The organism is Lysobacter sp. GQ73, assembly GCF_059758755.1.
Genome location: NZ_JCAXEE010000007.1, coordinates 21692 through 42755, shown reverse-complemented (window position 1 = coordinate 42755; position 21064 = coordinate 21692). Strand labels below are relative to the sequence as shown.

Below are 21064 nucleotides of genomic sequence, written 5' to 3'. Positions count from 1 at the left end.
GCCTGGCCGGGCTCGGCACCGGTTGCGCACGCCGCGCAATCGGTGGAATCGGCCGATCAGGTCGCCGCGTTGACGGCCTCGCCGCGCCGGCGCGACGGCCACAGTATCGTCAACACAGTGATGCCGCCGAGCAGCCAGCTGTAGTGGACGTTGCCGACCAGGGCCAGCGGCGAGACCTGGCTCAAAGACGCAGCAAGCAGGATCTGCGCCCCGTACGGCAGCACGCCCTGGGTCACGCAGGCGAAGATGTCGAGCACGCTCGCCGCGCGCGCCGGCGGCACGCCGTGCTGCTGGGCGACGTCGCGGGCGAGGCCGCCGCTGATCAGGATCGCGACCGTGTTGTTGGCGGTGAATACATCGCTGGTCGCCGACAGCGCGGCGATGCTGATCTCGCCGGCGCGGCGGCTGCGATGGCCGCGCGCGAACTTGCCGATCACCTGGGCCAGCCAGGCCAGGCCGCCGGCGGCTTTCATCAACGCGCCGAGACCGCCGACCAGCAACGACAGCAAGGTGATCTCGACCATGCTCTCGAAGCCGTCCCAGATGTGCGCGGTGTAGGCGGCGAAGCCGAAATCTTCGGCGAGGAACACGCCGAACAGGCCGGCGATCACCAAGCCGATGCTGAGCACGATGATCACGTCGACGCCGGCGATGGCCAGGCCCAGCACCACCAGGTAAGGCAGGATCAGCCACGGCGACACCGCATCGGGCGTGCTCACCGGCGCGGTCTCGCCGAGGAAGCCGAGCAGCACCAGGGTGCCGATCGCCGCCGGCAAGGCCAGCTTGAGGTTCTCGCGGAATTTCTCCCGCATCGTGCAGCCCTGGGTGCGGCTGGCGACGATCGCGGTGTCGGAGATCACCGACAGGTTGTCGCCGAAAGTCGCGCCGCCGATCACCGCGCCGAGCACCAGCGCGCGGTCCAGGCCGGAGGCGTCGGACACGCCCAGCGCGATCGGCGCGACCGCGGCGATGGTGCCCATCGAGGTACCGAGCGACAGCGAGATGAAACCGGCGACCACGAACAGCGCCGGCAACAACAAGGCCGGATGCACGTTGCCGACGCCGAGGGCGACGATGGCGTCGACCGCGCCGATCGCCTTGGATACTTCGACGAAGCCGCCGGCGAGCAGGAAGATCAGGCACATCAGCACGACGTTGTGATCGCCCATGCCCGACAGCAGGGTGTCGAGCGGCTTGATCCCGCGCCGCCAGGCGATGAACGCCGCCAGCGCCAGCGCCGGCAGGATCGCGACCGGCGCATGCAGCTGGTAGAAGCCCATGGCGTCGCCGTGCGAGGTGAAATACAGCCCGGCCCCGAAGAACAGGGCCAGGAACACCAGCAGCGGCGTCAGCGCCCAGGCACTGGGGGATAGCGGAGCGCCGGGGCGGGGCAGTTGATTCATCGCTTCATCCGAATGGATTAGAAAACCTGGCGATTTTGCAGCGCAGCATCACGCTTGTCGAGTGCTGGCGGTGGAATGTTGCGTCGGGGCCATGCCAGCGGGGAGGCCGGGGGCGTGGCCCACTCACCCCCTCTCCCCAGGGCGGCTGCCTCAACCCGGCCCTGTCCCGCACGCGGGAGAGGGAGGAGCACCCGAGGCGATGGCCTCAGCCCCCTCCATCGAGGCGACAGCGCCCGCTACCTTCTCCCGCTCGCGGGAGGAGATGGCCGCAGGGCGGATGAGGGCCGCCGCAAACGAAACGGGGCGCCCGAAGGCGCCCCGCTGGGTCTTGCGACGGCCGCAGGATCAGCCGGCGATGCGGCTCGCGATGGCCTTGGCGAACGACATCGTGTTGCCTTCGCCGCCGAGGTCCGGGGTCAGCGAGTCCTTGGCTTCGAGCGTGGCGATGATCGCTTCGCGCAGCGCGGTGGCCTTTTCCGGCTGGCCGAGATGGTCGAGCATCTGCGCCGCGCCCAGCAGCAGGGCGCAGGGGTTGGCGATGCCCTTGCCGGCGATGTCCGGGGCCGAGCCGTGCACGGCTTCGAAGATCGCCGCGTCGGTGCCGATGTTGGCGCCCGGGGCGAGGCCGAGACCGCCCACCAGGCCGGCGCACAGGTCGGAGATGATGTCGCCGAACAGGTTGGTGGTGACGATGATGTCGAACTGCTCCGGACGCATCACCAACTGCATGCAGGTGTTGTCGACGATCATCTCGTTGCACTGGATGTCCGGATACTGCTGCGCCACTTCGCGCGCGGTCTTCAGGAACAGGCCCGAGGTCGACTTGAGGATGTTGGCCTTGTGCACCACCGTGACCTTCTTGCGGCCGGTGCGGCGCGCCAGGTCGAAGGCGTAGCGCACGATGCGCTCGGAGCCGCGGCGGGTGATCTTCTGGGTCAGCATCGCGGTCTCGCCGTCTTCCGACAGCGACTGGCCTTCGCCGATGTACGCGCCTTCGGTGTTCTCGCGCACCGTGATCAGGTCCACGCCCGAGGGGAAGCGGGACTTGGTGTTCGGGAACGACTTGGCCGGACGCACGTTGGCGTACAGGTCGAAGCGCTTGCGCAGCTCGACGTTGATCGAGCTGAATCCCTCGCCGACCGGCGTGGTCAGCGGGCTCTTGAGGGCGATGCGGTTCTTGCGGATCGAGTCCATCGTCGCCGCCGGCAGCAGTTCGCCGTGCTTTTCCAGCGCGACCAGGCCGGCATCGGCGAATTCGTAGGACAGGCCCAGGTTCATCGTGTCGAGCACGTGCAGGGTGGCGTCCATGATCTCGGGGCCGATGCCGTCGCCACGGATGACCGTAATGGTTTGCGTCATGAGGATTTCCAGCTGTAGGGCGCGGCGCAAGCGGCGCGGCGCACGAGGTGTGAGCCCCGTAATTATGCCGGAAGCGGGTCCCGCCTGCATTCGCAGGAGTATTGGACCTTGGTCGGTGGCGCCGATCGGCCCGATTCGGCGCAGCCGCCGATGCGATTCGGCGCAGTGGCCCCGTGTTCAGCTACCGCCGTCTCGCCCCGCTTCAGGGTCGGACAGCGACGCGCTCAGCCGTGGTCGTGACCGGCCGGCGCGGCCGCTTCGCCCTGTTCGAGCCGGTCGAGGAAGTCGACCGCGCGGCGCAGGTGCGGGATCACGATCGAGCCGCCGACCACCAGGCCGACCGAGAACGCTTCGAACATCTCGTCGCGATTGACCCCGGCCTCCTTGCACTGGGCGACGTGATAGCTGATGCAGTCGTCGCAGCGCAGCACCATCGAGGCGACCAGGCCGAGCAGTTCCTTGGTCTTCAGGTCGAGTGCGCCGGGCTGGTAGGTCTGCGTATCCAGGGCGAAGAAACGCCGCACCACCTGGTTCGGTTCGGCCAGGATGCGTTCGTTCATGCGCTTGCGGAAGGCGGTGAACTCGGCGACTCGGTCGCTTTCGTTCGGGGCGGCTTTGTCGTCGGTACGATCGTTACTCACACAGGTTCCTTGAGATGAGAGGTACGCGCTTGCCGTCCATGGCGATGCGGGTTCGGCTGCGGATCGTCCGGCCCGGCCATCCCTGGCCGGGCGTTCGCTGACGCAGGCGGCAGTGCCGCTTAAGGATTGGGGTACGCGCTTGCCATCCATGGCGATGCGGGTCCGGCTGCGGATCGTCCGGCCCGGCCATCCCTGGCCGGGCGTTCGCTGACGCAGGCGGCAGTGCCGCCTGGCGCGTCAGCTCACCCCCGCCAACAGCGGGTCCAGGCCGCCGGCGCGGTGCAGGGCGATCATGTCGTCGTAGCCGCCCACGTGGGTCTGGCCGATGAAGATCTGCGGCACGCTGGTGCGCTTGGTCAGCGCCATCATCTTCTCGCGCTCGGCCGGGTCCAGGTCGATGCGGACCTCGGTCCACTGCTGGCCCTTGCTCTTGAGGAAATTCTTCGCGGCGACGCAATACGGGCAGATCGCGGTGGTATAGATCACGATCGACGGCGGTTGGGGGGCGGTGTCGCTCAAAACGGTTCTCCTGCCTGAACTCTGGGGTGGTCCTGCGGTCGAATATGGCTACGGCAACGGGGAGTTTAAAGTTCGTCGATGGAACGCAGTCCCGCACGGCCCGGTACGCAGGCAATACGCCGGCGTCGGGTACTGGCACCGGCTACGCTCGCTTGGCGGCGTCGCGACGACCCCGATAGCGGCAGCCGGGCGTTGAACCGATGAGTTAACGACGCATTCACGCCATGCCGTCCCCCGGGCGGCATCCTGCCATGCATCCGCCGCGAATGCCCCGCCCGCTTTCGCACCCCGCCGTCCCCATCTTCCGTCTGGTTTCGAGGACTCACCGCTTGCGCCGCATCGCCTTGCTCACCGCCGCTGTCACCCTCGCCCTCGGCAGCGTCTGCGCGAGCGCGCAGGAATCCAGGCTGCCCGATATCGGCTCCTCGGCAGCGGAACTGCTGACGCCGGCCAAGCAGCGCCAGTACGGCGCGATGATGCTGGCGCAGCTGCGCCACTACGACTACCTGCTCGAAGACCCGCTGATCGACAGCTGGCTCGACACCCTGGGCACCCGCCTCGCCGCCAACAGCGACAAGCCCAGCCAGCCGTTCACCTTCTTCATGCTGCGCGAGCGCCAGATCAACGCCTTCGCCACTCTCGGCGGCTACATCGGCGTCAACTCCGGCCTGGTGCTGACCGCCGAACGCGAGGACGAGGTGGCCGCGGTGATCTCGCACGAGGTCGCCCACGTCACCCAGCAGCACGTGCTGCGCGGGGTCGAGCGCGCCCAGCGCGATCAACTGCCGATCCTGCTGGCGATGCTCGGCGCGATCGTGGCCGCGCAGAGCGCCGGCTCCAACTCCACCGACGACGCGACCATGGCCGCGATCACCTCGGGCCTGGGCCTGATGCAGCAGCGCCAGATCAACTACACCCGCTCCAACGAGTCCGAGGCCGACCGGATCGGCATCCAGACCCTGTCGCGCAGCCATTACGACCCGACCGCGATGGCCGACTTCTTCGCCCGCATGCAGGTGGTGTCGCGCAGCAACGCCGCCAACTGGTACGGCGAGACGCCCGACTACCTGATGACCCACCCGGTCACCACCACCCGCATCGGCGAAGCCAAGGAACGCGCCGAACAGATCGCCGGCAAGAACAGCCTGACCGCGGTCACCGCGACGCCGAACGCGACCCGGGTCGAACGCATCCCCAAGGCGCCGTTCACCCTGCCCGACAACGCCAGCGGCACCGACAACCCCTTGCTGCCGAGCGGGCTGAAGCTGTTCGACCAATCGCTGACCTCCGGCAGCACCGGCGTGTTCGAGTTCGCCCGCGAGCGCCTGCGCGTGCTCAGCGCGGTCTCGCCGCGCGAAGCGGTGCGCGAATACGAACGCCTCGGCGGCGACAGCGACGCCCGCCGCTACGGCATGGCCCTGGCGCGGATGCGCTCCAACCAGCCCGGCGCGGCGGTGCCGGTGCTGAGCGAACTGCTGCAGAAGCATCCCGGCCAGGTCTGGCTGAGCCTGGCCTTGGCCGAGGCCGAGGCCCAGACCGGCAAGACCGCTGCGGCCGACACCCGCTTCGAGGCCTTGCTGCGCCAGACCCCGAACAATCGCGCCATCGCCCTGGGCTATGCCAAGGTGCTGACCGACCGCAACACGCCGGCCGCCGGCCAGCGCGCCCAGGCGGTGTTGCGGCCGCTGTTCGGCCAGGGTGGCGACGACCCGCTGCTGCAGCAGTTGTTCGCCCGGGCCTGCGAGATCGCCGGCGACTCGATCCGGGCCGGCGAAGCCTATGCCGAGGCCGCTTACCTGCGCGGCCGCCCGGAACAGGCCCTGGTCCAGCTGAACACGCTCAAGCGCAATCCGGACCTGGACTATTACGCCCGCGCCCGGATCGAGGCGCGCATCGCCGCGATCACCCCGACCGTGCTGGAGCTCAAGCGCCAGGGCGTGCGCGACGAGGACCTGAAGCGACGCTAGGCGGGCTGCCGACTGCGGGAAAGGCATCCCCCGCGCCGAGGGTCAGATCAAGCTTCCGGGCCCTCCGGGGCGTTCCCCTTGGACAAGCGGAACGGGGGCTTCGGCTTGGCAGCCGCTCTGACAGATCCGTCCCCCAGGAGTCGAGCGGACCTCGCAGTCGCGCAGGGCCCGTCCGCCCTCTGTCGAAGGGGCGAATCGGCCCCGCGCCAGGGATCGGCCGGCACGCGGCCGCCATCGCACCGCCACGGTAGCGTCGCCGGGCCGCCATCTGCGGCCCGTCGGCTCGCCGTCTGCCATCGCGATGTCATCTGAACGCCAAACTCCAGCGTCGCGCATCAAGGCGGCAACGACGGCGAAAGCGCCACCAATCCTGGGTAATCGCGGTCCTGCAGCGGGATCGCGAAAACAGCCCCAGGCAAGCGCGCCGCATCACAAAGCCGGCAATGCAACCCAAACCTTGTCATGGAGTAGTCATAAAACGGTAGTGTACTGGCGCGGTTTCAAGGACGAGCCCTCCCCGCCTCCCCCTCGGTGACCGTGTGCAGAAGCGCATCTTGATAGTCGAAGACGAACCCGCCATCCGCGACATGGTGTCCTTTGCCCTGCGCAAGGGCGAATACGACCCGGTCCACGCCGGCGATGCCCGCGAGGCGCAGGCGGCGATCGCCGACCGCGTCCCCGACCTGATCCTGCTCGACTGGATGCTCCCGGGCACCAGCGGCCTGGAACTGGCCCGGCGCTGGCGCAAGGAATCGCTGACCCGCGAGATCCCGATCATCATGCTGACCGCGCGCGGCGAAGAGAACGACCGCGTCGGCGGCCTCGAAGCCGGGGTCGACGACTACGTGGTCAAGCCGTTCTCGGCGCGCGAGCTGCTGGCCCGCATCCGCGCGGTGCTGCGCCGCTCGCGCGAGGACGACGAGGACGGCAGCGTCGGGGTCGGTCCGCTGCGCATCGACGGCGCCGCCCACCGCGTGTTCGCCCACGGCGAAGGCGGCGACCAGCCGGTCCAGATCGGCCCGACCGAGTACCGACTGCTGCATTTCTTCATGACCCACCCCGAGCGCGTGTACTCGCGCACCCAGTTGCTCGATCACGTCTGGGGCGGCAGCGTCTACGTCGAAGAGCGCACCGTCGATGTGCATATCCGCCGCCTGCGCAAGACTCTCGAGCCGCATCACCTCGACGGCATGGTCCAGACCGTACGCGGCGCGGGGTATCGTTTTTCCGCCTCGCTCGCCGCGTAAGCTGGAGGTATGCCTCCCCGCGCACGCTCCGCCTGGTTCCGCACCCTCGGTCAGCTCGCCCTGATCCTGGTCGGCGCCGCCGTGCTCGGGGTGCTGATCGGCTATCCCTGGCCGGTCGTCACCTTCGCCGCGCTCGGCGTGGTCGCCTGGCACTACTGGCGGCTGCGCCGGGTGTTGATCCGGCTGACCGCGCGCCAGCGCCTCACCCCGCCGCTCGGCGAAGGCATCTGGAACGAACTCGACCGCCTGCTGCACCGCAGCCAGGCCGAGATGCGCGGGCGCAAGCGCCGCCTGATCGAGATGCTGCGCGCCTACCGCGCCGCCGCGGCGGCGATGCCCGACGCGATCGTCGTGGTCGAGCGCAACAGCCAGCGCATCCAGTGGTTCAACGAGGCCGCCAACGGCCTGTTCGGCCTGCGCTATCCGCGCGACATCGGCGCGCCGGTGGTGCAGCGCCTGCAGCCGCTGCAGCTCGCGCACTGGCTGGCCTCGGGCCGCAACGCCGAACCGCTCGAAGCGGCTTCGCCGTGGAATCCGGCGATCACCCTGAGCCTGCGGCTGATCCCGTACTCGGAAAACCTCTGGCTGCTGGTCGCGCGCGACGTCAGCCGGCTGCTGCAACTCGAGCAGATGCGCCGCGACTTCGTCGCCAACGTCTCGCACGAACTGCGCACGCCGCTGACCGTGGTGCACGGCTACCTCGACCTGCTCGATCCGGAAGAACACCCGGACTGGGCGCCGATGCTCGCGGAAATGCAGCGCCAGTCGCAGCGCATGACTCAACTGGTCGAAGACCTGCTGACCCTGTCGCGGCTGGAATCGCAGGACAGCCTGCCGGCCGAGGAAATCGTCGCGATGGCCTCGATGCTGTCCACGCTCAAGCGCGAGGCCAATGCGCTGAGCCAGGGCCGGCACGAGATCGCGATGGACGACCTGGCCGGGGTCGACCTGTTCGGCTCCAACAAGGAACTGCACAGCGCGTTCTCCAACCTGGTCAGCAACGCGATCCGCTACACCCCGGCCGGCGGCACCATCCGCATCCGCTTCCGCCCGGAAAGCGCCGGCATCGCCCGCGGCGCGGTGCTGGAGGTGGTCGACAGCGGCTACGGCATCCCGGCCGCGCACCTGCCGCGCATCACCGAGCGTTTCTACCGCGTCTCGACCAGCCGCTCGCGCGAAAGCGGCGGCACCGGCCTGGGCCTGTCGATCGTCAAGCACGTGCTGCACCTGCACCAGGCGCGGCTCGAAATCGCCAGCGAAGTCGGCCGCGGCAGCACCTTCTCCTGCCACTTCGGCATCGACCGGATCCGCCGCCGCGATGCCTATCACGATGCATTCGCCGATACTCTCCCCGACGTCCTGCCTTAGGAACTCTGCAGCAGCGCCATGAATGCGATGACGGATACCCCGCTCGACACCGATCCGCTGCGCGACAGCGCCCTGTACTTCAATCGCGAACTGTCCCAGCTGGACTTCAATTTCCGCGTCCTGGCCCAGGCCCAGGACGCGCAGGTGCCGCTGCTGGAGCGGCTGAAGTACCTGTGCATTTCCTGCACCAACCTCGACGAGTTCTTCGAGATCCGCGCCGGCACCATGCGTCATGCCCAGGACCTGGGCCTCGCGCCGGGCCCCGACGGGCTGGCGCCGGCGACCGTGCTCGCGCGCATCCACGACCGCGCCGCCGAGCTGGTCAAGTCGCAGTACGAATGCTGGAACGACGTGCTGCGCCCGGCGCTCAGCGACGCCGGGGTGCGCGTGCTCGGGCGCAATTCCTGGAACGCGCGCCAGACCCGCTGGCTGCGCGCCTACTTCCGCGACGAAATCATGCCGGTGCTGTCGCCGCTGGGCCTCGACCCGGCGCACCCGTTCCCGAAGATCCTCAACAAGTCGCTCAACATCGTGGTAGTGCTGAAGGGCAAGGACGCGTTCGGCCGCGCCGGCAACCTGGCCATCGTGCGCGCGCCGCGCTCGCTGCCGCGCATCATCCAACTGCCCGAGAACGTCTCGGGCGGCAAGCACGACTTCGTGTTCCTGTCCTCGGTGCTGTCGACCTTCGTCGACGAACTGTTCCCGGGCATGGAGGTCAAGGGCGCCTACCAGTTCCGGGTGACCCGCAACTCCGAACTGCTGGTCGACGAAGAAGAAGTCGACAACATCGCCCTGGCCCTGCGCGACGAGCTGATCGGCCGCGGCTATCTGCGCGCGGTGCGGCTGGAGATCGCCGAGCAGTGCCCGAAGCCGATCGTGCGCACCCTGCTGGAGAATTTCGACCTGCCCGAGAACGCGGTGTACCGCATCAACGGCCCGGTCAACCTCAACCGGGTGATCCAGGTGTACGACCTGGTCCAGCGCCCGGAACTGAAATTTCCCGCCTACCAGCAGCGCGTCCTGCCCGGCGTGGACACCATGTTCGACACCGTCGCCGACGGCGACGTGCTGCTGCACCATCCCTTCGATGCGTTCTCCCCGGTGCTGGAGCTGATCCGACAGGCCGCCGAAGACCCTCACGTGCTCGCGATCAAGCAGACCCTGTACCGCGCCGGCAAGGATTCGCCGATCGTCGAGCAACTGGTGCAGGCCGCGCGCAACGGCAAGGACGTCACCGTGGTGGTCGAGCTGCGCGCGCGCTTCGACGAGGAAGCCAACCTGGGCCTCGCCGACCGCCTGCAGGAGGCCGGGGTGCAGGTCGTGTACGGCGTCGTCGGCTACAAGACCCACGCCAAGATGCTGCTGATCGTGCGCCGCGAGGGCCGCAAGCTGCGCCGCTACGTGCACCTGGGCACCGGCAATTACCACAGCGGCACCGCGCGCGCCTACACCGATTTCGGCCTGATCACCGCCGATCCCGACATCGGCAACGACGTCCACCTGATCTTCCAGCAACTGTCCGGGCTGGCACCGTCGCTCAAGCTCAAGTGCCTGCTGCAGTCGCCGTTCACCCTGCACGCCGGGGTGCTCAAGCGCATCGACCGCGAAACCAGGCACGCGCGCGCCGGCAAGCCGGCCCGCATCGTCGCCAAGATGAACGCCTTGAACGAGCCGCAGGTGATCCGCGCGCTGTACCAGGCCTCGCAGGCCGGCGTGCAGATCGACCTGATCGTGCGCGGTGCCTGCACCCTGCGCCCGGGCGTCGAGGGCATTTCCGACAACATCCGGGTGCGCTCGATCGTCGGCCGCTTCCTCGAACACCATCGGGTCTATTGGTTCGCCAACGACGGCGCGCCGGACCTGTTCTGCTCCAGCGCCGACTGGCTCGAACGCAATCTGCTGCGCCGGGTCGAGACCGGTTTCCCGGTCCTCGACCACGACCTGCGCGCCCGCGTCTACGACGAGGCGCTGTCGAACTACCTCGCCGACAACCTCAACGCCTGGGAGCTGCAGTCGGACGGTCGGTACCTGCGCGTGGTGCCCGAGGAAGGCGCGATGCCCCATTCGGCACAGGCCACCCTGTTGGCCAAGTTGTGCGGATAAACGAAAATCCCGCACATGAACAATATTTTCCCGACCACCCGCCTGCCGCTCCAGGACGGCGACCTGCTCGCCGCCGTCGACCTGGGGTCGAACAGTTTCCACATGGTGGTCGCCCGCTACGTACTGGGGCAGTTGCGCACCGTCGACCGGCTGCGCGAGACGGTACGCCTGGCCGAAGGCCTGGACCGCAAGGGCGGCCTCGCCCCTGAGGTCCGCCAGCGCGCGCTGGACTGCCTGTCGCGCTTCGGCCAGCGCATCCGCGACGTGCCGCCGCAACGCGTGCGCGCCCTCGCCACCAACACCGTACGCCGTCTCGCCGCCCCGCAGGCCTTCCTGATGCCGGCCGAATCCGCGCTCGGCCACGCCATCGAAGTCGTCTCCGGCCGCGAAGAAGCCCGCCTGATCTACCTCGGCGTCGCTCACGCGCAACCGTCCAAGCCCGGCGAACGCCGCCTGGTCATCGACATCGGCGGCGGCTCCACCGAGTGCATCATCGGCAGCGGCTTCGAGGCGATCGAACGCGAAAGCCTGCAGGTCGGCTGCGTCGCCACGACCCGCCGCTTCTTCGAGAACGGCAAGCTGTCGAAGAAGAAATGGCGCGATGCGCTGACCGAGGTCTCGGCCGAATTCCAGCAGTTCGCAGGCACCTACCGCTCGCTCGGCTGGCACGAGGCCCTGGGCGCCTCCGGCACCAACAAGGCCATCGGCGAGATCTGCGCGGCGATGAAGCTGACCAAGGGCGCGGTGATCGCCGAGGCCCTGCCGCAGTTGCGCGACCGGCTGCTCCAGGCCGACCGCATCGACGAGATCGACCTGCCCGGCCTGTCGGCCGACCGCCGCCCGATCATCGCCGGCGGCATCCTGATCCTCGAGGCCGCCTTCAACGTGCTCGGCCTGCAGCGCATGGCGATCAGCAAGGCGGCGATGCGCGAAGGCGTGCTCTACGACATGCTCGGCCGCGGCGGCGCCGACGACCCGCGCGATGCCGCGGTCAAGGCGATGGTCAACCGTTACGGCATCGACGAACAACAATCCGCGCGAGTCGAAGCGACCCTGATGCGCCTGTTCGACCAGGTCGCCGAAAGCTGGCAGTTGGACGCCGACGACCGCCTGATGCTGCAACGCGCCGCGCGCCTGCACGAACTCGGCCTGGCGATCGCCCACAGCCAGTACCACGTGCACAGCTCGTACGTGATCGAGAACTCCGACATCTCCGGCTTCTCGCGCCAGCAGCAGCAATTCCTCGCCGCCCTGGTGCGCACCCACCGCCGCGGCATCCCGAAGTCCGCCTTCGACGCCCTGCCCGACCGCCTGCTGTCGGCGGTGCGCCGCAGTTCGGCCCTGCTGCGCCTGGCCGTGCTGCTACACCGCGCCCACGAATCCGACCCCATCCCCCAGCTCGACGCCCACGGCGAAGGCAACACCCTGACCCTGACCGTCTCGCGTCGCTGGCTCGAATCCCGCCCGCTGATCCATGCCGACCTGGAGGGCGAGCCGCAGGATATGGCGGGGTTGGGGATTGCGTTGAAGTTGTTGGCGGCTTGATCGGCGCGAGCGTCGCACTTCGGTCTCGCGTCGCTACTGGCTCTCTGTGTAGGAGCGACGTGAGTCGCGACCACGGAACGCGCAGATCCGCAGCGCTTTCGTCATCGATCGAAGGCGGGAGCCATCGCGAGGGTAGGAGCGACGCAAGCCGCTACATCGTTGTGACGGTCTTGCGGCGTTTCTCTGGTTCAATAGATCAAGATCAAGATCAAGATCAAACCCAAAGCTTCCGCCACTAAAGCGGCGGGTTACTTTCTTTTGTCTAAAGCAACAAAAGAAAGGTAACCAAAGAAAAATGCTTTGTTTTGAATCACAGGCCCGCACGATCGGTGCATCCGCGGTAATTTTTCATACGGGACCTCCTGTCCCGATGAAAAACGGCCTGCATCCATGCAGGCCGCCCTCCGGGTCTTCTATTGCTTTCGCGAGTGCGAGGCGACGCACAGCAACAACAACAACAACAACAACAACTACAACGGCAACGGCACTGCAACTGCAAAGTTCTCGGCAACCTAGGCTTAGCTGCGATCGATCACTGTAGGAGCGGCGTAAGCCGCGACCACCGGACGCGCAGAGACAACAGCGCCAATGTCTCCATCGAAGCGGTGTCCTTTCGCCGGGTAGGAGCGGCGCAAGCCGCGACCGCGAACTGCGGCTGCCGGCGATCCTTTCGTGGGCCGGGATCGACCGTCGCCCGCTTTGCCTTTTGCCTTTTACCCTTTGCCGCAAGGATTTTGCTGTTGCCGTGCGCCGTTCCGCACTCGCGAAGGCCACCGAAGACCCGGAGGGAGGTGCGCAGGGATGCGGGCCGTTTTTCATCGGGACAGGGAGGTCCCGTATGAAAAATCTCCGCGTCGGCATCGGTCGTGCGGGCCCTTGATTCAAAGAGAAGCATTTTTCTTTGGTTACCTTTCTTTTGTTGCTTTAGACAAAAGAAAGTAACCCGCCGCTTTAGTGGCGGAAGCTTTGGGTTTGATCTTGATGTTGATCTTGATCTATTAGATGAGAGAGGCGCCGCAAGACCGCCGCAGCGATGTCGCGGCTTGCGCCGCTCCTACCCTGGCGACAGTTCGCCGCTTCGATGGGTGACATCTGCCCTGGCACCTCTGCGCGTCCCATGGTCGCGGCTCACGCCGCTCCTACAGGAAGTTCCCGCGTCGAAGCGAACGCCAACGGACAACCTCCCTCACCCCGCCGACCGCTGGGCCGCCTCCGCCCGCAATTGCTTCGCCCTCACCAACACCGGCGGCGGGGTGATTTCCTCGGGGATACGGAAGATGCCGATCCGGCGCAGCCACTGTCCGGGCCCGCGCGCCGAGGTCAGCGCCACCACCGGAATCGACACCACCAGGCCAATGATCACCGGCGACATCCATGCCGCCAGCGGCGGCGACACCACATAGGCCATCGCGCCGATCAGCAGGCCGAACAGGGTCAGGCCGCCATAGCTGCGGATCAATCCCGACAAGGGCAGGCTGCCGTCGTCGCGACGCTGCGATTCCCAGCCCGAGTCCTTGCCCGACAGCACCTCGGCCACACCGCGCGACTGCACGTACATGGTGATCGGCGCCATCAACGCCGCCAGCAGAGTCTCCAGGACCATGCTGAAGAAGGCGCGGATCGCGCCGCCGCAGCCGCGCCGGGTGTTGCCGTCCAGCAACATGGTGATGAAGCCCATCACCTTCGGCGTCAGCAACACCGCCATCGTCGCCAGGAACACCCACAGCGCGCGCTCGGGGTCCTGGTCGCGCCAGTAGTCGCCCGGCGAGAAGCCCGGCAGGCGCGCGCTTTCCCAGTTGAAGAAGCCGGCCTTGTCGAGCGGAATCGCCAGGCCGATCAGCATCATCACCGCCCACATCGGCGCGGTGAAGTAATGGCCGATGCCCATCAGCAGGTGCATGCGGCTGATCCAGTGCAGGCCCTTGGCCGGCAACACCGCGGTGTGCTGCAGATTGCCCTGGCACCAGCGGCGGTCGCGCACCAGCATGTCGGTCAGCGAGGGCGGGCCTTCCTCGTAGCTGCCGATCAGGCCGGGCAGCATGTGCAGGGCCCAGCCGCCGCGGCGCATCAAGGCCGCTTCGACGAAGTCGTGGCTCAGTACCGTGCCGCCGAACGGCTTGCGGCCGCGCAGTTCCGGCAGGCCGGCGTGCTCGGCGAAGGCGCGGGTGCGGATGATCGCGTTATGGCCCCAGTAATTGCTCTCGGCGCCGTGCCACCAGGCGATGCCGTAGGCGATCACCGGGCCATAGACGCGGCCGGCGAACTGCTGCATCCGTGCGAACAGGGTCTGGCCGTTGACGATCATCGGCAGGGTCTGGATCAAGGCCACGTCGGGATGGCGTTCCATCGCGCTCGACAGCTTCACGATGACCTCGCCGGTCATCAGGCTGTCGGCGTCGAGGATCAGCATCTGCGGATAGGCTCCGCCGAAGCGGCGCACCCACTCGGCGATGTTGCCGGCCTTGCGCTCGGCGTTGTTCTTGCGCCGGCGATAGAAGATGCGCCGGTGGCCGCCGGTACGCTCGCGCAGCGCGTGGAAGGCGCGGATCTCGGCCTGGCGGATCGGCTCCTTGGTGGTATCGCTGAGAATGAAGAAGTCGAAGCGGTCGAGTTGGCCGGTGTCGGCGACCGATTCGTAGATCGCCTGCAGGCCGGCCATCAGCCGCTCGGGGTCTTCGTTGTAGGTCGGCACCAGCAAGGCGGTGCGCTCGCCCAGCGCCGGCAATTCGCCGCCCTGCTTCAGGCCCAGGCGCCAGCGGCGCCGCGACAGGATCAGGGCGAACCCGGCCAGCGAGCTGGTGAAGGCCAGGGCGATCCAGGCGAACAAGGCCACGAACAGCAGCAGCAGCACGCCTTCGAGCAGGTTCAATCCGCCGACGTAGAGCACGCGCAGGATGTGGTACGCCGCGACCAGGGTCAGCAGCGCGGCGCCGCCGATCACGTACAGGCGCCGCAGCGCCATGCCCTTCGGCTCGCTAGGCAAGGTGTTGGCGGAACGTGCGCCGCTGCTCAGCGATTGCACCGGCATCGCCAGGGGCGATTCCGGGGGCAGCGCTTCGAACGGCACGGAGTGGGGTCGTTGCGGGGGAGCGACGGTTGAATTCATGCAGTCCAACGATAAAGCCAGGTTTCGGAAAGGGGGCCGTCGGCGTCCTCGAGCACCGCGCGCAACTCGACCGAGCGGGCAGTGCCCGGTTCGAGTTCGAACGACATTCGCCAGCCACCGGTGCCGCTATTGGGGTGAGCGATCGCGTTGGCGATGCGCCCGCCCGAGGCCCAGACCACGGCGCGCGGCTTGGCCTCGGCGGCGAGCCGGCCCAGGCGTCCGCCGTCGAGGTCGATGACGATCCGCCTCGCCGCGCCGTTGCCGGCGCCGATGCGGGTGCGGCTGACCGTCGCCTGCGCCGGCTTCCAGGCGTGTTTCGCGCACCAGTGCAAGCGGTAGTCGTAGCGGTGTTCTCGGCCGGCCGCGAGCGGCGCGCGCGGCCGCCAGAACGCGACGATGTTGTCGTGATACTCGTCGCCGGTCGGGATCTCGATCAGATGCACCGCGCCCTCGCCCCAGTCGCCGACCGGCTCGACCCACAGGCTCGGCCGGCGCTCGTAATGCGCCTCGCTGTCGGCGTAGTCGGCGAAACCGCGCTTGCGCTGCATCAGCCCGAACGCGCGCGGGCGGTGGTCCTGGAACGCGCTCTCCTGCAGGGTCTTGGGATTGCGCAGCGGGCGCCAGATCTGCTCGCCGGCGCCGTTGTGCAGGGCCAGGCCGTCGGAGTCGTGCACCGCCGGGCGGAAGTCGTCGACACCGACCCGGTCGGTAGCGTCGAAGTGATACATGCTGGTCAGCGGCGCGATGCCGGCCCGGTCGAGGGCGACGCGCGGGTACAGGCGCAACTGGGTGTCGAACACGGTCTCGGTGCCGGGCGTGATCGCGAAGCGCATCGCCCCGGCCACGCTGGGGCTGTCCATCAGCGCGTGCACTACGATCTGTTCGGCGCCGAGCGCGGGCTGCTCGATCCAGAACCCGGTGAATACCGGAAACTCTTCGCTGTTGCCGGCGCCGGTGTTCAACGCCAGGCCGCGTGCCGACAGCCCGTACAGCAGGTCCTTGGCGACCGCGCGGAAATAGCTGGCGCCGAGGAAGGCGCAGACTTCGTCGAAGTAATCGCCGCGGTTGATCGGCGCGTGCACGCGGAAGCCGGCGAAGCCCAGGTCGTCCTGGGCCGGCTTCGGCGCGCTGCCGAAGCTGAACATCTGCGGCCGGTACACCACTGGGGTGGCCAAGCCGCCGTGCACGCGGTGGATGTCGACCCGATGCTTGAACAGGAAGGCACGGTGGAAAAACTGCAGCCGGAACGGCAGGCCCTCGGCTTTCCACAGGGCCTGCTCGGGGTCGAAGCGGATATCGCGATAGGTGTCGTACTTGATCCGCGCCAAGGCCGCGGGCAGGTCGGCGTCGGCCGGCCGGTAGGGCTTGGCCGCCAGCGCGCGCGCCAGGCCCGGCACGGTGGCGGCGTCGAAAGGCCGCGCAGGACCGGTCGCGGCCAGTGCCGACCACGGCAGCCCGGCGCCGGCCAGGCCGGCCAGCGGCAGGGACAGCCCGGCCTTGATCAATTCGCGTCGGTGCACATGCCACCTTCGGAGGGGGTAAACCGGGCGATTGTAGGGATCGGGTTGTTAACACTCCGGAACATGGCCCCGGCATGACGGCATTGACTCGCGGGTTTCGAGCGCAGACGGCACGGCGAAATGCCGAATGCGTCACATGAACGCGACCGCGGCCGCAACGTCACCGGCCTGTCATCGCCCCGCCATGGCCGGGACATGGACCGCGCCCAGGCTTGCCCAAACCGGGAGCCGCGCATGCGCTACGCGATCGTCACCGAGACCTATCCGCCGGAAATCAATGGCGTCGCCCTGACCGTGCAGGGTCTGGAGCAGGGTCTGCGTGCGCGTGGCCATGAGGTCGGCCTGGTGCGTCCGCGCCAGCACGGCGAAGCCGATGGCGCCGCCCACGAGTTGCTGGTCAAGGGCCTGCCGCTGCCGCGCTACCCGGGCCTGCGCTTCGGCCTGCCCTGCGCCGCGCGCCTGGGCCAGGCTTGGAGCGCCCACCGCCCCGACGCGATCTACGTCGCGACCGAGGGCCCGCTCGGCTGGTCGGCCCTGCGCGCGGCGCGGCGCCTGCGCATTCCGGCGGCGACCGGCTTCCATACCCGCTTCGACGAATACATGCGCGACTACGGCGCGCCGTTCCTGGCCGGCACCGCGCTGCGCTGGATGCGCCGCTTCCACAACGGCGCCGACGCGACCCTCGTGCCCACCCGCGAACTCGCCGAATTCCTGCGCGGCCAGGGCTTCGAGGACGTGGTGCGGCTGCCGCGCGCGGTCGACACGGTGTTGTTCGACCCCGGCCGCCGCCGCGCCGACCTGCGCCGCGACTGGGGCCTGGACGAACACGGCTTGGCGGCGATCTACGTCGGCCGCATCGCCGCGGAGAAGAACCTCGAGTTGGCCGTGCGCGCGTTCCGCTCGCTGCAGCAGCGGCGCCCCGAGGCGCGCTTCGTCTGGGTCGGCGACGGCCCTGCGCGCGAGAAGCTGCAGCGCGACAACCCGGATTTCATCTTCTGCGGGCTCAAGCGCGGCGAGACCCTGGCCGAGCATTTCGCCAGCGGCGACCTGTTCCTGTTCCCGAGCCATAGCGAAACCTTCGGCAACGTCACCCTCGAAGCCATGGCCAGCGGCGTGCCGACGGTCGCCTTCGACTACGGCGCCGCCCACGAGCACCTGCGCGACGGCATCCACGGCGCCGCCATCGCCGACGGCGACGACGCCGGCTTCATCGCCGCGGCGGTGCGCATCGGCAGCGAGGACGCCTTGCGCGCGGGAATGTCCCGCGCAGGCCGCGAAGCGATCAGCGGCCTGCGCCCGGAACAGGTCGCGGCCGATTTCGATGCCCTGTTGCACGCCCTGGCCGACCGCGGCCTGCACAACCGCTCGACCCGCCGCATCGACGACGAAACCAAACCGACCCAGGAGGTCGTATGAACCGGCTGCCGTTGCGCAAACGACTGATCGCCGGCGAATCCGGCTGGTGCCTGCGCGCCAATCGCCTTGGCGAACGCAGCGGCTCGCGCGCCTACTTCGCCGCGGTCAGCCGCCTCGGCGACGGCGTGTTCTGGTACGCGCTGATGGCCGCACTGATCCTGGCCGACGGGTACGACGGCTTGCGCGCCTCGGCCCACTTGGCCGCGACCGGCGTGATCGCGCTGGCGCTGTACAAACTCCTCAAGCGCTGGACCCGCCGCCCGCGCCCGTTCGCCTCCGACCAACGCATCCACGCCTGGGTCGCGCCCCTCGACGAGTTCAGCTTCCCGTCCGGCCACACCCTGCACGCAGTCGCCTTCAGCCTGGTGGCAATGGCGCATTACCCGGTGCTGGCGTGGTTGCTGATCCCTTTCAGCGCGAGCGTCGCCGCCTCGCGCGTGGTGCTGGGCCTGCACTACCCGAGCGACGTATTGGCCGCGACCGTGATCGGATCGAGCCTGGCCGGTTTTTCGCTATGGCTGGTGCCTGGGGTTTCGCTGTTCGGCTGAGTGCAGGAGCCTGAGAGGCCGCATCGAACATACCCACAGCGTGCGTTCCTTCCGCCGCCCACGCACCCAGGAGCAGGAGCGGCGCAAGCCGCGACCGCATCGCTCGGCGACCGGCGTTGGCCACGGACCCCTGCAGCAGATGACGACGTTGCCGTTGCCGTTGTCTTAAAGATTTTGCCTTTGCTGTGCGCAGCTTCGCACTAGCGAAGGCCATAGAAGACGCGAAGGGCGGCCCGCAGGGATGCGGGCCGTTTTTCATCGGAACAAGGATGTCCCGTATGAAAAATCACCGCGTCGGCATCGCACACGCGGACCTGTGATCCAAAACAAAGCATTTTTCTTTGGTTACCTTTCTTTTGTTGCTTATGACAAAAGAAAGTAACCCGCCGCTTCAGTGGCGGAAGCTTTGGGTTTGATCTGATCTAGATCTAGATCTAGATCTGATCTCTTGATCCACACGCCGCAATACCGCAACGACGCACCCGCGGCCTACGCCACTCCTCAGGGCTGCGGCCAGGAGCGCCGCGAGGTCGTCGCAGCGCGGTCGCGGCCTGCGCGCTCCTACCCTGTCGAAAGCACGCCGCCTCGATGAATTACGACGGCCCTGTCGGCTCTGTGCGAGTCCCTTGGTCGCGACCCACGTCGCCCCTACCGGCATGGCTCACGGTAAAGCCGGGCACCGACATCGGACTCACCCCTCCCACCCCGCCACCCGCGCCCGAGCGATCGCCGGCGCGCCCTGCCCGACCCAATCGCGATCGTTCGCCACCTGCGCCCGCGCGCGACTCGCTTCGAGCGCGGCGAAATCCAGATCGGCGTAGGCCCAGCGCTGGCCTGCGCGAGTCTGCGCGAGAATCCCGTCGGCCGGCAGGCCCACGTCCATCGGCGCGTAGATCGCCGCCTCGCCGGTGTTGGTGTCCAGGGCCGGGCTCCACAAGGCTTCGCCGGCGGTCACCGCCTGCGCGACGAAGCTGCGGTTCTCCAACGCGCGCGCCAAGCAACCCACCCGCACCCGGGTCGCGCCGGCGTCGGTGTCGGTGCAGCTCGGGGCCAGCAGCAAGCGCGCGCCAGCTTCGCATTGCGCGCGCACCGGCAACGGGAACTCGATGTCGTAGCAGACCGCGATACCGGCGCGCTGGGCGCCGATCTCGAAGGTCTTGAGCGCGTTGCCGGCCTCGATCACTCCGGCCTGTTTCTCGAAACCGGTCAGTTGCAGTTTGTCCTGCCACAGGCGCCCGCCGCCGGGGGCGAAGGCGTCGCTGCGGTTGCGATAGCGCCCATGACCCAGGTCGAGCAGGAAACTGCCGGCGATCACATGCAGGCGCAACTCGCGCGCGAGCAGGCCGAACAGGTCCAGCCAGGCTTGGCGATAGGCCTGAATGGCGACCAGGGAGGCATGCAGGTCGCCCTGGGTCGCCGCGCCGAAGGTCGCGCCGAGTTCCAGCGCCAGATACTCCGGCAGCACCGCGACTTCGGCGCCGCTGGCGCGGGCTTCGCTGAGCCACTTGGCCTGCTTGTCGGCGAACTCGGCGAAGCTGCGCGGCGCGCCGATGGTGTATTTCGCGACCGCGACCCTCATTGCACGCGCTCCAGAGGACGCAGCCAGAAACTCAGGGTATGGGGACACTCGCCGCGTCCGACCTCGCGCCACGGCAGCGACACTTTCAACTCCGGGCGATGGACATAGCCGCGTTTTTTCCAGAATGCCTCGTTGCCGCGGTGGAAGGCCGGCCTGCGGCCGTCGCCGGGGTCGCGCTCGACCGCGCAGAACGCGGTCCAGCGAAACCCGCCGAGCCCGCGCGCATGCGCATGGCGCGCATCGAAGAAGCGATGGCCGATGCCGCGTCCGCGGTACTCGGGCAGCAACACCGACTCGCCGCAATAGAACACCTGCTCGATATCGATCGCACCGCTCTCGAAAGCGGCACGCAGCTCGGCGGTCTCGTCGGCCATCGGCAAGCCGGTCGAAGCGCCGACGATGCGGCCGCCGTCGAAGGCCAGCACCGCGACGCTGCGCCAGGACTCGCGATAGGTCCGCAGATAATTCGCCTCGTAGGCAGCATCGCCGTCGTAGAGATACGGCCAGTCGCGGAACACCCGCATGCGCAAGGCGGCGATGGCATCCAGGTAAGGCGTGAGCTCGGCACCGCTGCAGGTGCGGATTTCGGGCATGGGCGTCTTCATGAGGGCATCTTAGTGAAGCCAGAGACTTCTAGGCGAACCGGGGTGAAGCGGTGAGTACCCGGCTCAGCGAGGTGGAGCGGAGCCGCCTTCGCGCGAACGACGACCGAGAGTTCGACCTCAGTCTGCGCCGATCATGCT

Annotated in this window: 16 protein-coding genes; 8 read left to right on the top strand and 8 right to left on the bottom strand. The window is 68.1% G+C overall.

Annotated features, from left to right (window positions below; translation table 11 throughout):
- Nucleotides 1-56 precede the first annotated feature (56 nt).
- The 4 genes from AC6CH2_RS18130 to grxC all read right to left on the bottom strand — a co-directional run bounded on the left by AC6CH2_RS18130 (nucleotide 57) and on the right by grxC (nucleotide 3922).
- Nucleotides 57-1403, bottom strand: coding sequence for a Na+/H+ antiporter NhaC family protein (locus AC6CH2_RS18130; RefSeq protein ID WP_498270416.1), 1347 nt, complete (start codon nucleotides 1401-1403; stop codon nucleotides 57-59).
- A gap of 345 nt (nucleotides 1404-1748) precedes the next feature.
- Nucleotides 1749-2762 carry an isocitrate dehydrogenase gene (locus tag AC6CH2_RS18125; protein ID WP_435395042.1) on the bottom strand — a complete coding sequence of 338 codons (1014 nt, stop codon included), beginning with the start codon at nucleotides 2760-2762 and terminating at the stop codon, nucleotides 1749-1751.
- Nucleotides 2763-2986: 224 nt separating this feature from the next.
- The gene (locus tag AC6CH2_RS18120; protein WP_115859087.1) at nucleotides 2987-3322 is read right to left on the bottom strand and encodes a carboxymuconolactone decarboxylase family protein; all 336 of its coding nucleotides are present in this window, start codon (nucleotides 3320-3322) and stop codon (nucleotides 2987-2989) included.
- Between the two features lie 318 nt (nucleotides 3323-3640).
- Entirely contained in the window at nucleotides 3641-3922 is a 282-nt protein-coding gene (gene grxC / locus AC6CH2_RS18115; protein WP_435395043.1) for a glutaredoxin 3, read from the bottom strand.
- Between the two features lie 266 nt (nucleotides 3923-4188).
- Between grxC and AC6CH2_RS18110 the strand changes: the two genes are divergently transcribed.
- From AC6CH2_RS18110 to AC6CH2_RS18085, 6 genes are all read left to right on the top strand, one after another.
- Entirely contained in the window at nucleotides 4189-5889 is a 1701-nt protein-coding gene (locus tag AC6CH2_RS18110; RefSeq protein WP_498270415.1) for a M48 family metalloprotease, read from the top strand.
- 539 nt (nucleotides 5890-6428) lie between these two features.
- Nucleotides 6429-7136, top strand: a complete 708-nt coding sequence (phoB, locus tag AC6CH2_RS18105) for a phosphate regulon transcriptional regulator PhoB (protein WP_031373561.1) — start codon at nucleotides 6429-6431, stop codon at nucleotides 7134-7136.
- Nucleotides 7137-7145: 9 nt separating this feature from the next.
- Nucleotides 7146-8504, top strand: coding sequence for a phosphate regulon sensor histidine kinase PhoR (gene phoR / locus AC6CH2_RS18100; RefSeq protein ID WP_498270414.1), 1359 nt, complete (start codon nucleotides 7146-7148; stop codon nucleotides 8502-8504).
- A gap of 18 nt (nucleotides 8505-8522) precedes the next feature.
- Nucleotides 8523-10607 (top strand): polyphosphate kinase 1, encoded by a 2085-nt coding sequence (ppk1, locus tag AC6CH2_RS18095; RefSeq protein WP_498270413.1) that lies wholly within the window; start codon nucleotides 8523-8525, stop codon nucleotides 10605-10607.
- A gap of 15 nt (nucleotides 10608-10622) precedes the next feature.
- Nucleotides 10623-12152 carry an exopolyphosphatase gene (ppx, locus tag AC6CH2_RS18090; protein WP_435395047.1) on the top strand — a complete coding sequence of 510 codons (1530 nt, stop codon included), beginning with the start codon at nucleotides 10623-10625 and terminating at the stop codon, nucleotides 12150-12152.
- Nucleotides 12153-12542: 390 nt separating this feature from the next.
- Nucleotides 12543-12668: a hypothetical protein gene (locus AC6CH2_RS18085; protein WP_498270412.1), complete on the top strand. Its 126-nt coding sequence runs from the start codon at nucleotides 12543-12545 to the stop codon at nucleotides 12666-12668.
- Between the two features lie 670 nt (nucleotides 12669-13338).
- Here the strand turns inward: AC6CH2_RS18085 and mdoH are convergent.
- Together mdoH and AC6CH2_RS18075 are read right to left on the bottom strand one after the other, a co-directional pair.
- Nucleotides 13339-15258 carry a glucans biosynthesis glucosyltransferase MdoH gene (mdoH, locus tag AC6CH2_RS18080; RefSeq protein WP_498270411.1) on the bottom strand — a complete coding sequence of 640 codons (1920 nt, stop codon included), beginning with the start codon at nucleotides 15256-15258 and terminating at the stop codon, nucleotides 13339-13341.
- On the bottom strand, nucleotides 15255-16778 hold the full coding sequence (locus AC6CH2_RS18075; RefSeq protein ID WP_498270410.1) for an OpgD/OpgG family glucan biosynthesis protein: 1524 nt from the start codon (nucleotides 16776-16778) through the stop codon (nucleotides 15255-15257). The genes mdoH and AC6CH2_RS18075 overlap by 4 nt, the downstream gene beginning before the upstream one ends.
- 234 nt (nucleotides 16779-17012) lie before the next feature.
- Between AC6CH2_RS18075 and AC6CH2_RS18070 the strand changes: the two genes are divergently transcribed.
- A complete protein-coding gene (locus AC6CH2_RS18070) occupies nucleotides 17013-18194 on the top strand; it encodes a glycosyltransferase family 4 protein (RefSeq protein WP_498270409.1) in 1182 nt (393 codons plus the stop codon).
- Nucleotides 18191-18742: a phosphatase PAP2 family protein gene (locus tag AC6CH2_RS18065; protein WP_435395051.1), complete on the top strand. Its 552-nt coding sequence runs from the start codon at nucleotides 18191-18193 to the stop codon at nucleotides 18740-18742. Before AC6CH2_RS18070 ends, AC6CH2_RS18065 begins: the two co-directional genes overlap by 4 nt.
- Nucleotides 18743-19433: 691 nt before the next feature.
- On the opposite strand, the gene AC6CH2_RS18060 is transcribed toward AC6CH2_RS18065, so the two are convergent.
- Together AC6CH2_RS18060 and AC6CH2_RS18055 are read right to left on the bottom strand one after the other, a co-directional pair.
- On the bottom strand, nucleotides 19434-20321 hold the full coding sequence (locus AC6CH2_RS18060) for a carbon-nitrogen hydrolase family protein (RefSeq protein ID WP_498270408.1): 888 nt from the start codon (nucleotides 20319-20321) through the stop codon (nucleotides 19434-19436).
- The gene (locus tag AC6CH2_RS18055; RefSeq protein ID WP_498270407.1) at nucleotides 20318-20926 is read right to left on the bottom strand and encodes a GNAT family N-acetyltransferase; all 609 of its coding nucleotides are present in this window, start codon (nucleotides 20924-20926) and stop codon (nucleotides 20318-20320) included. The genes AC6CH2_RS18060 and AC6CH2_RS18055 overlap by 4 nt, the downstream gene beginning before the upstream one ends.
- Nucleotides 20927-21064 lie beyond the last annotated feature (138 nt).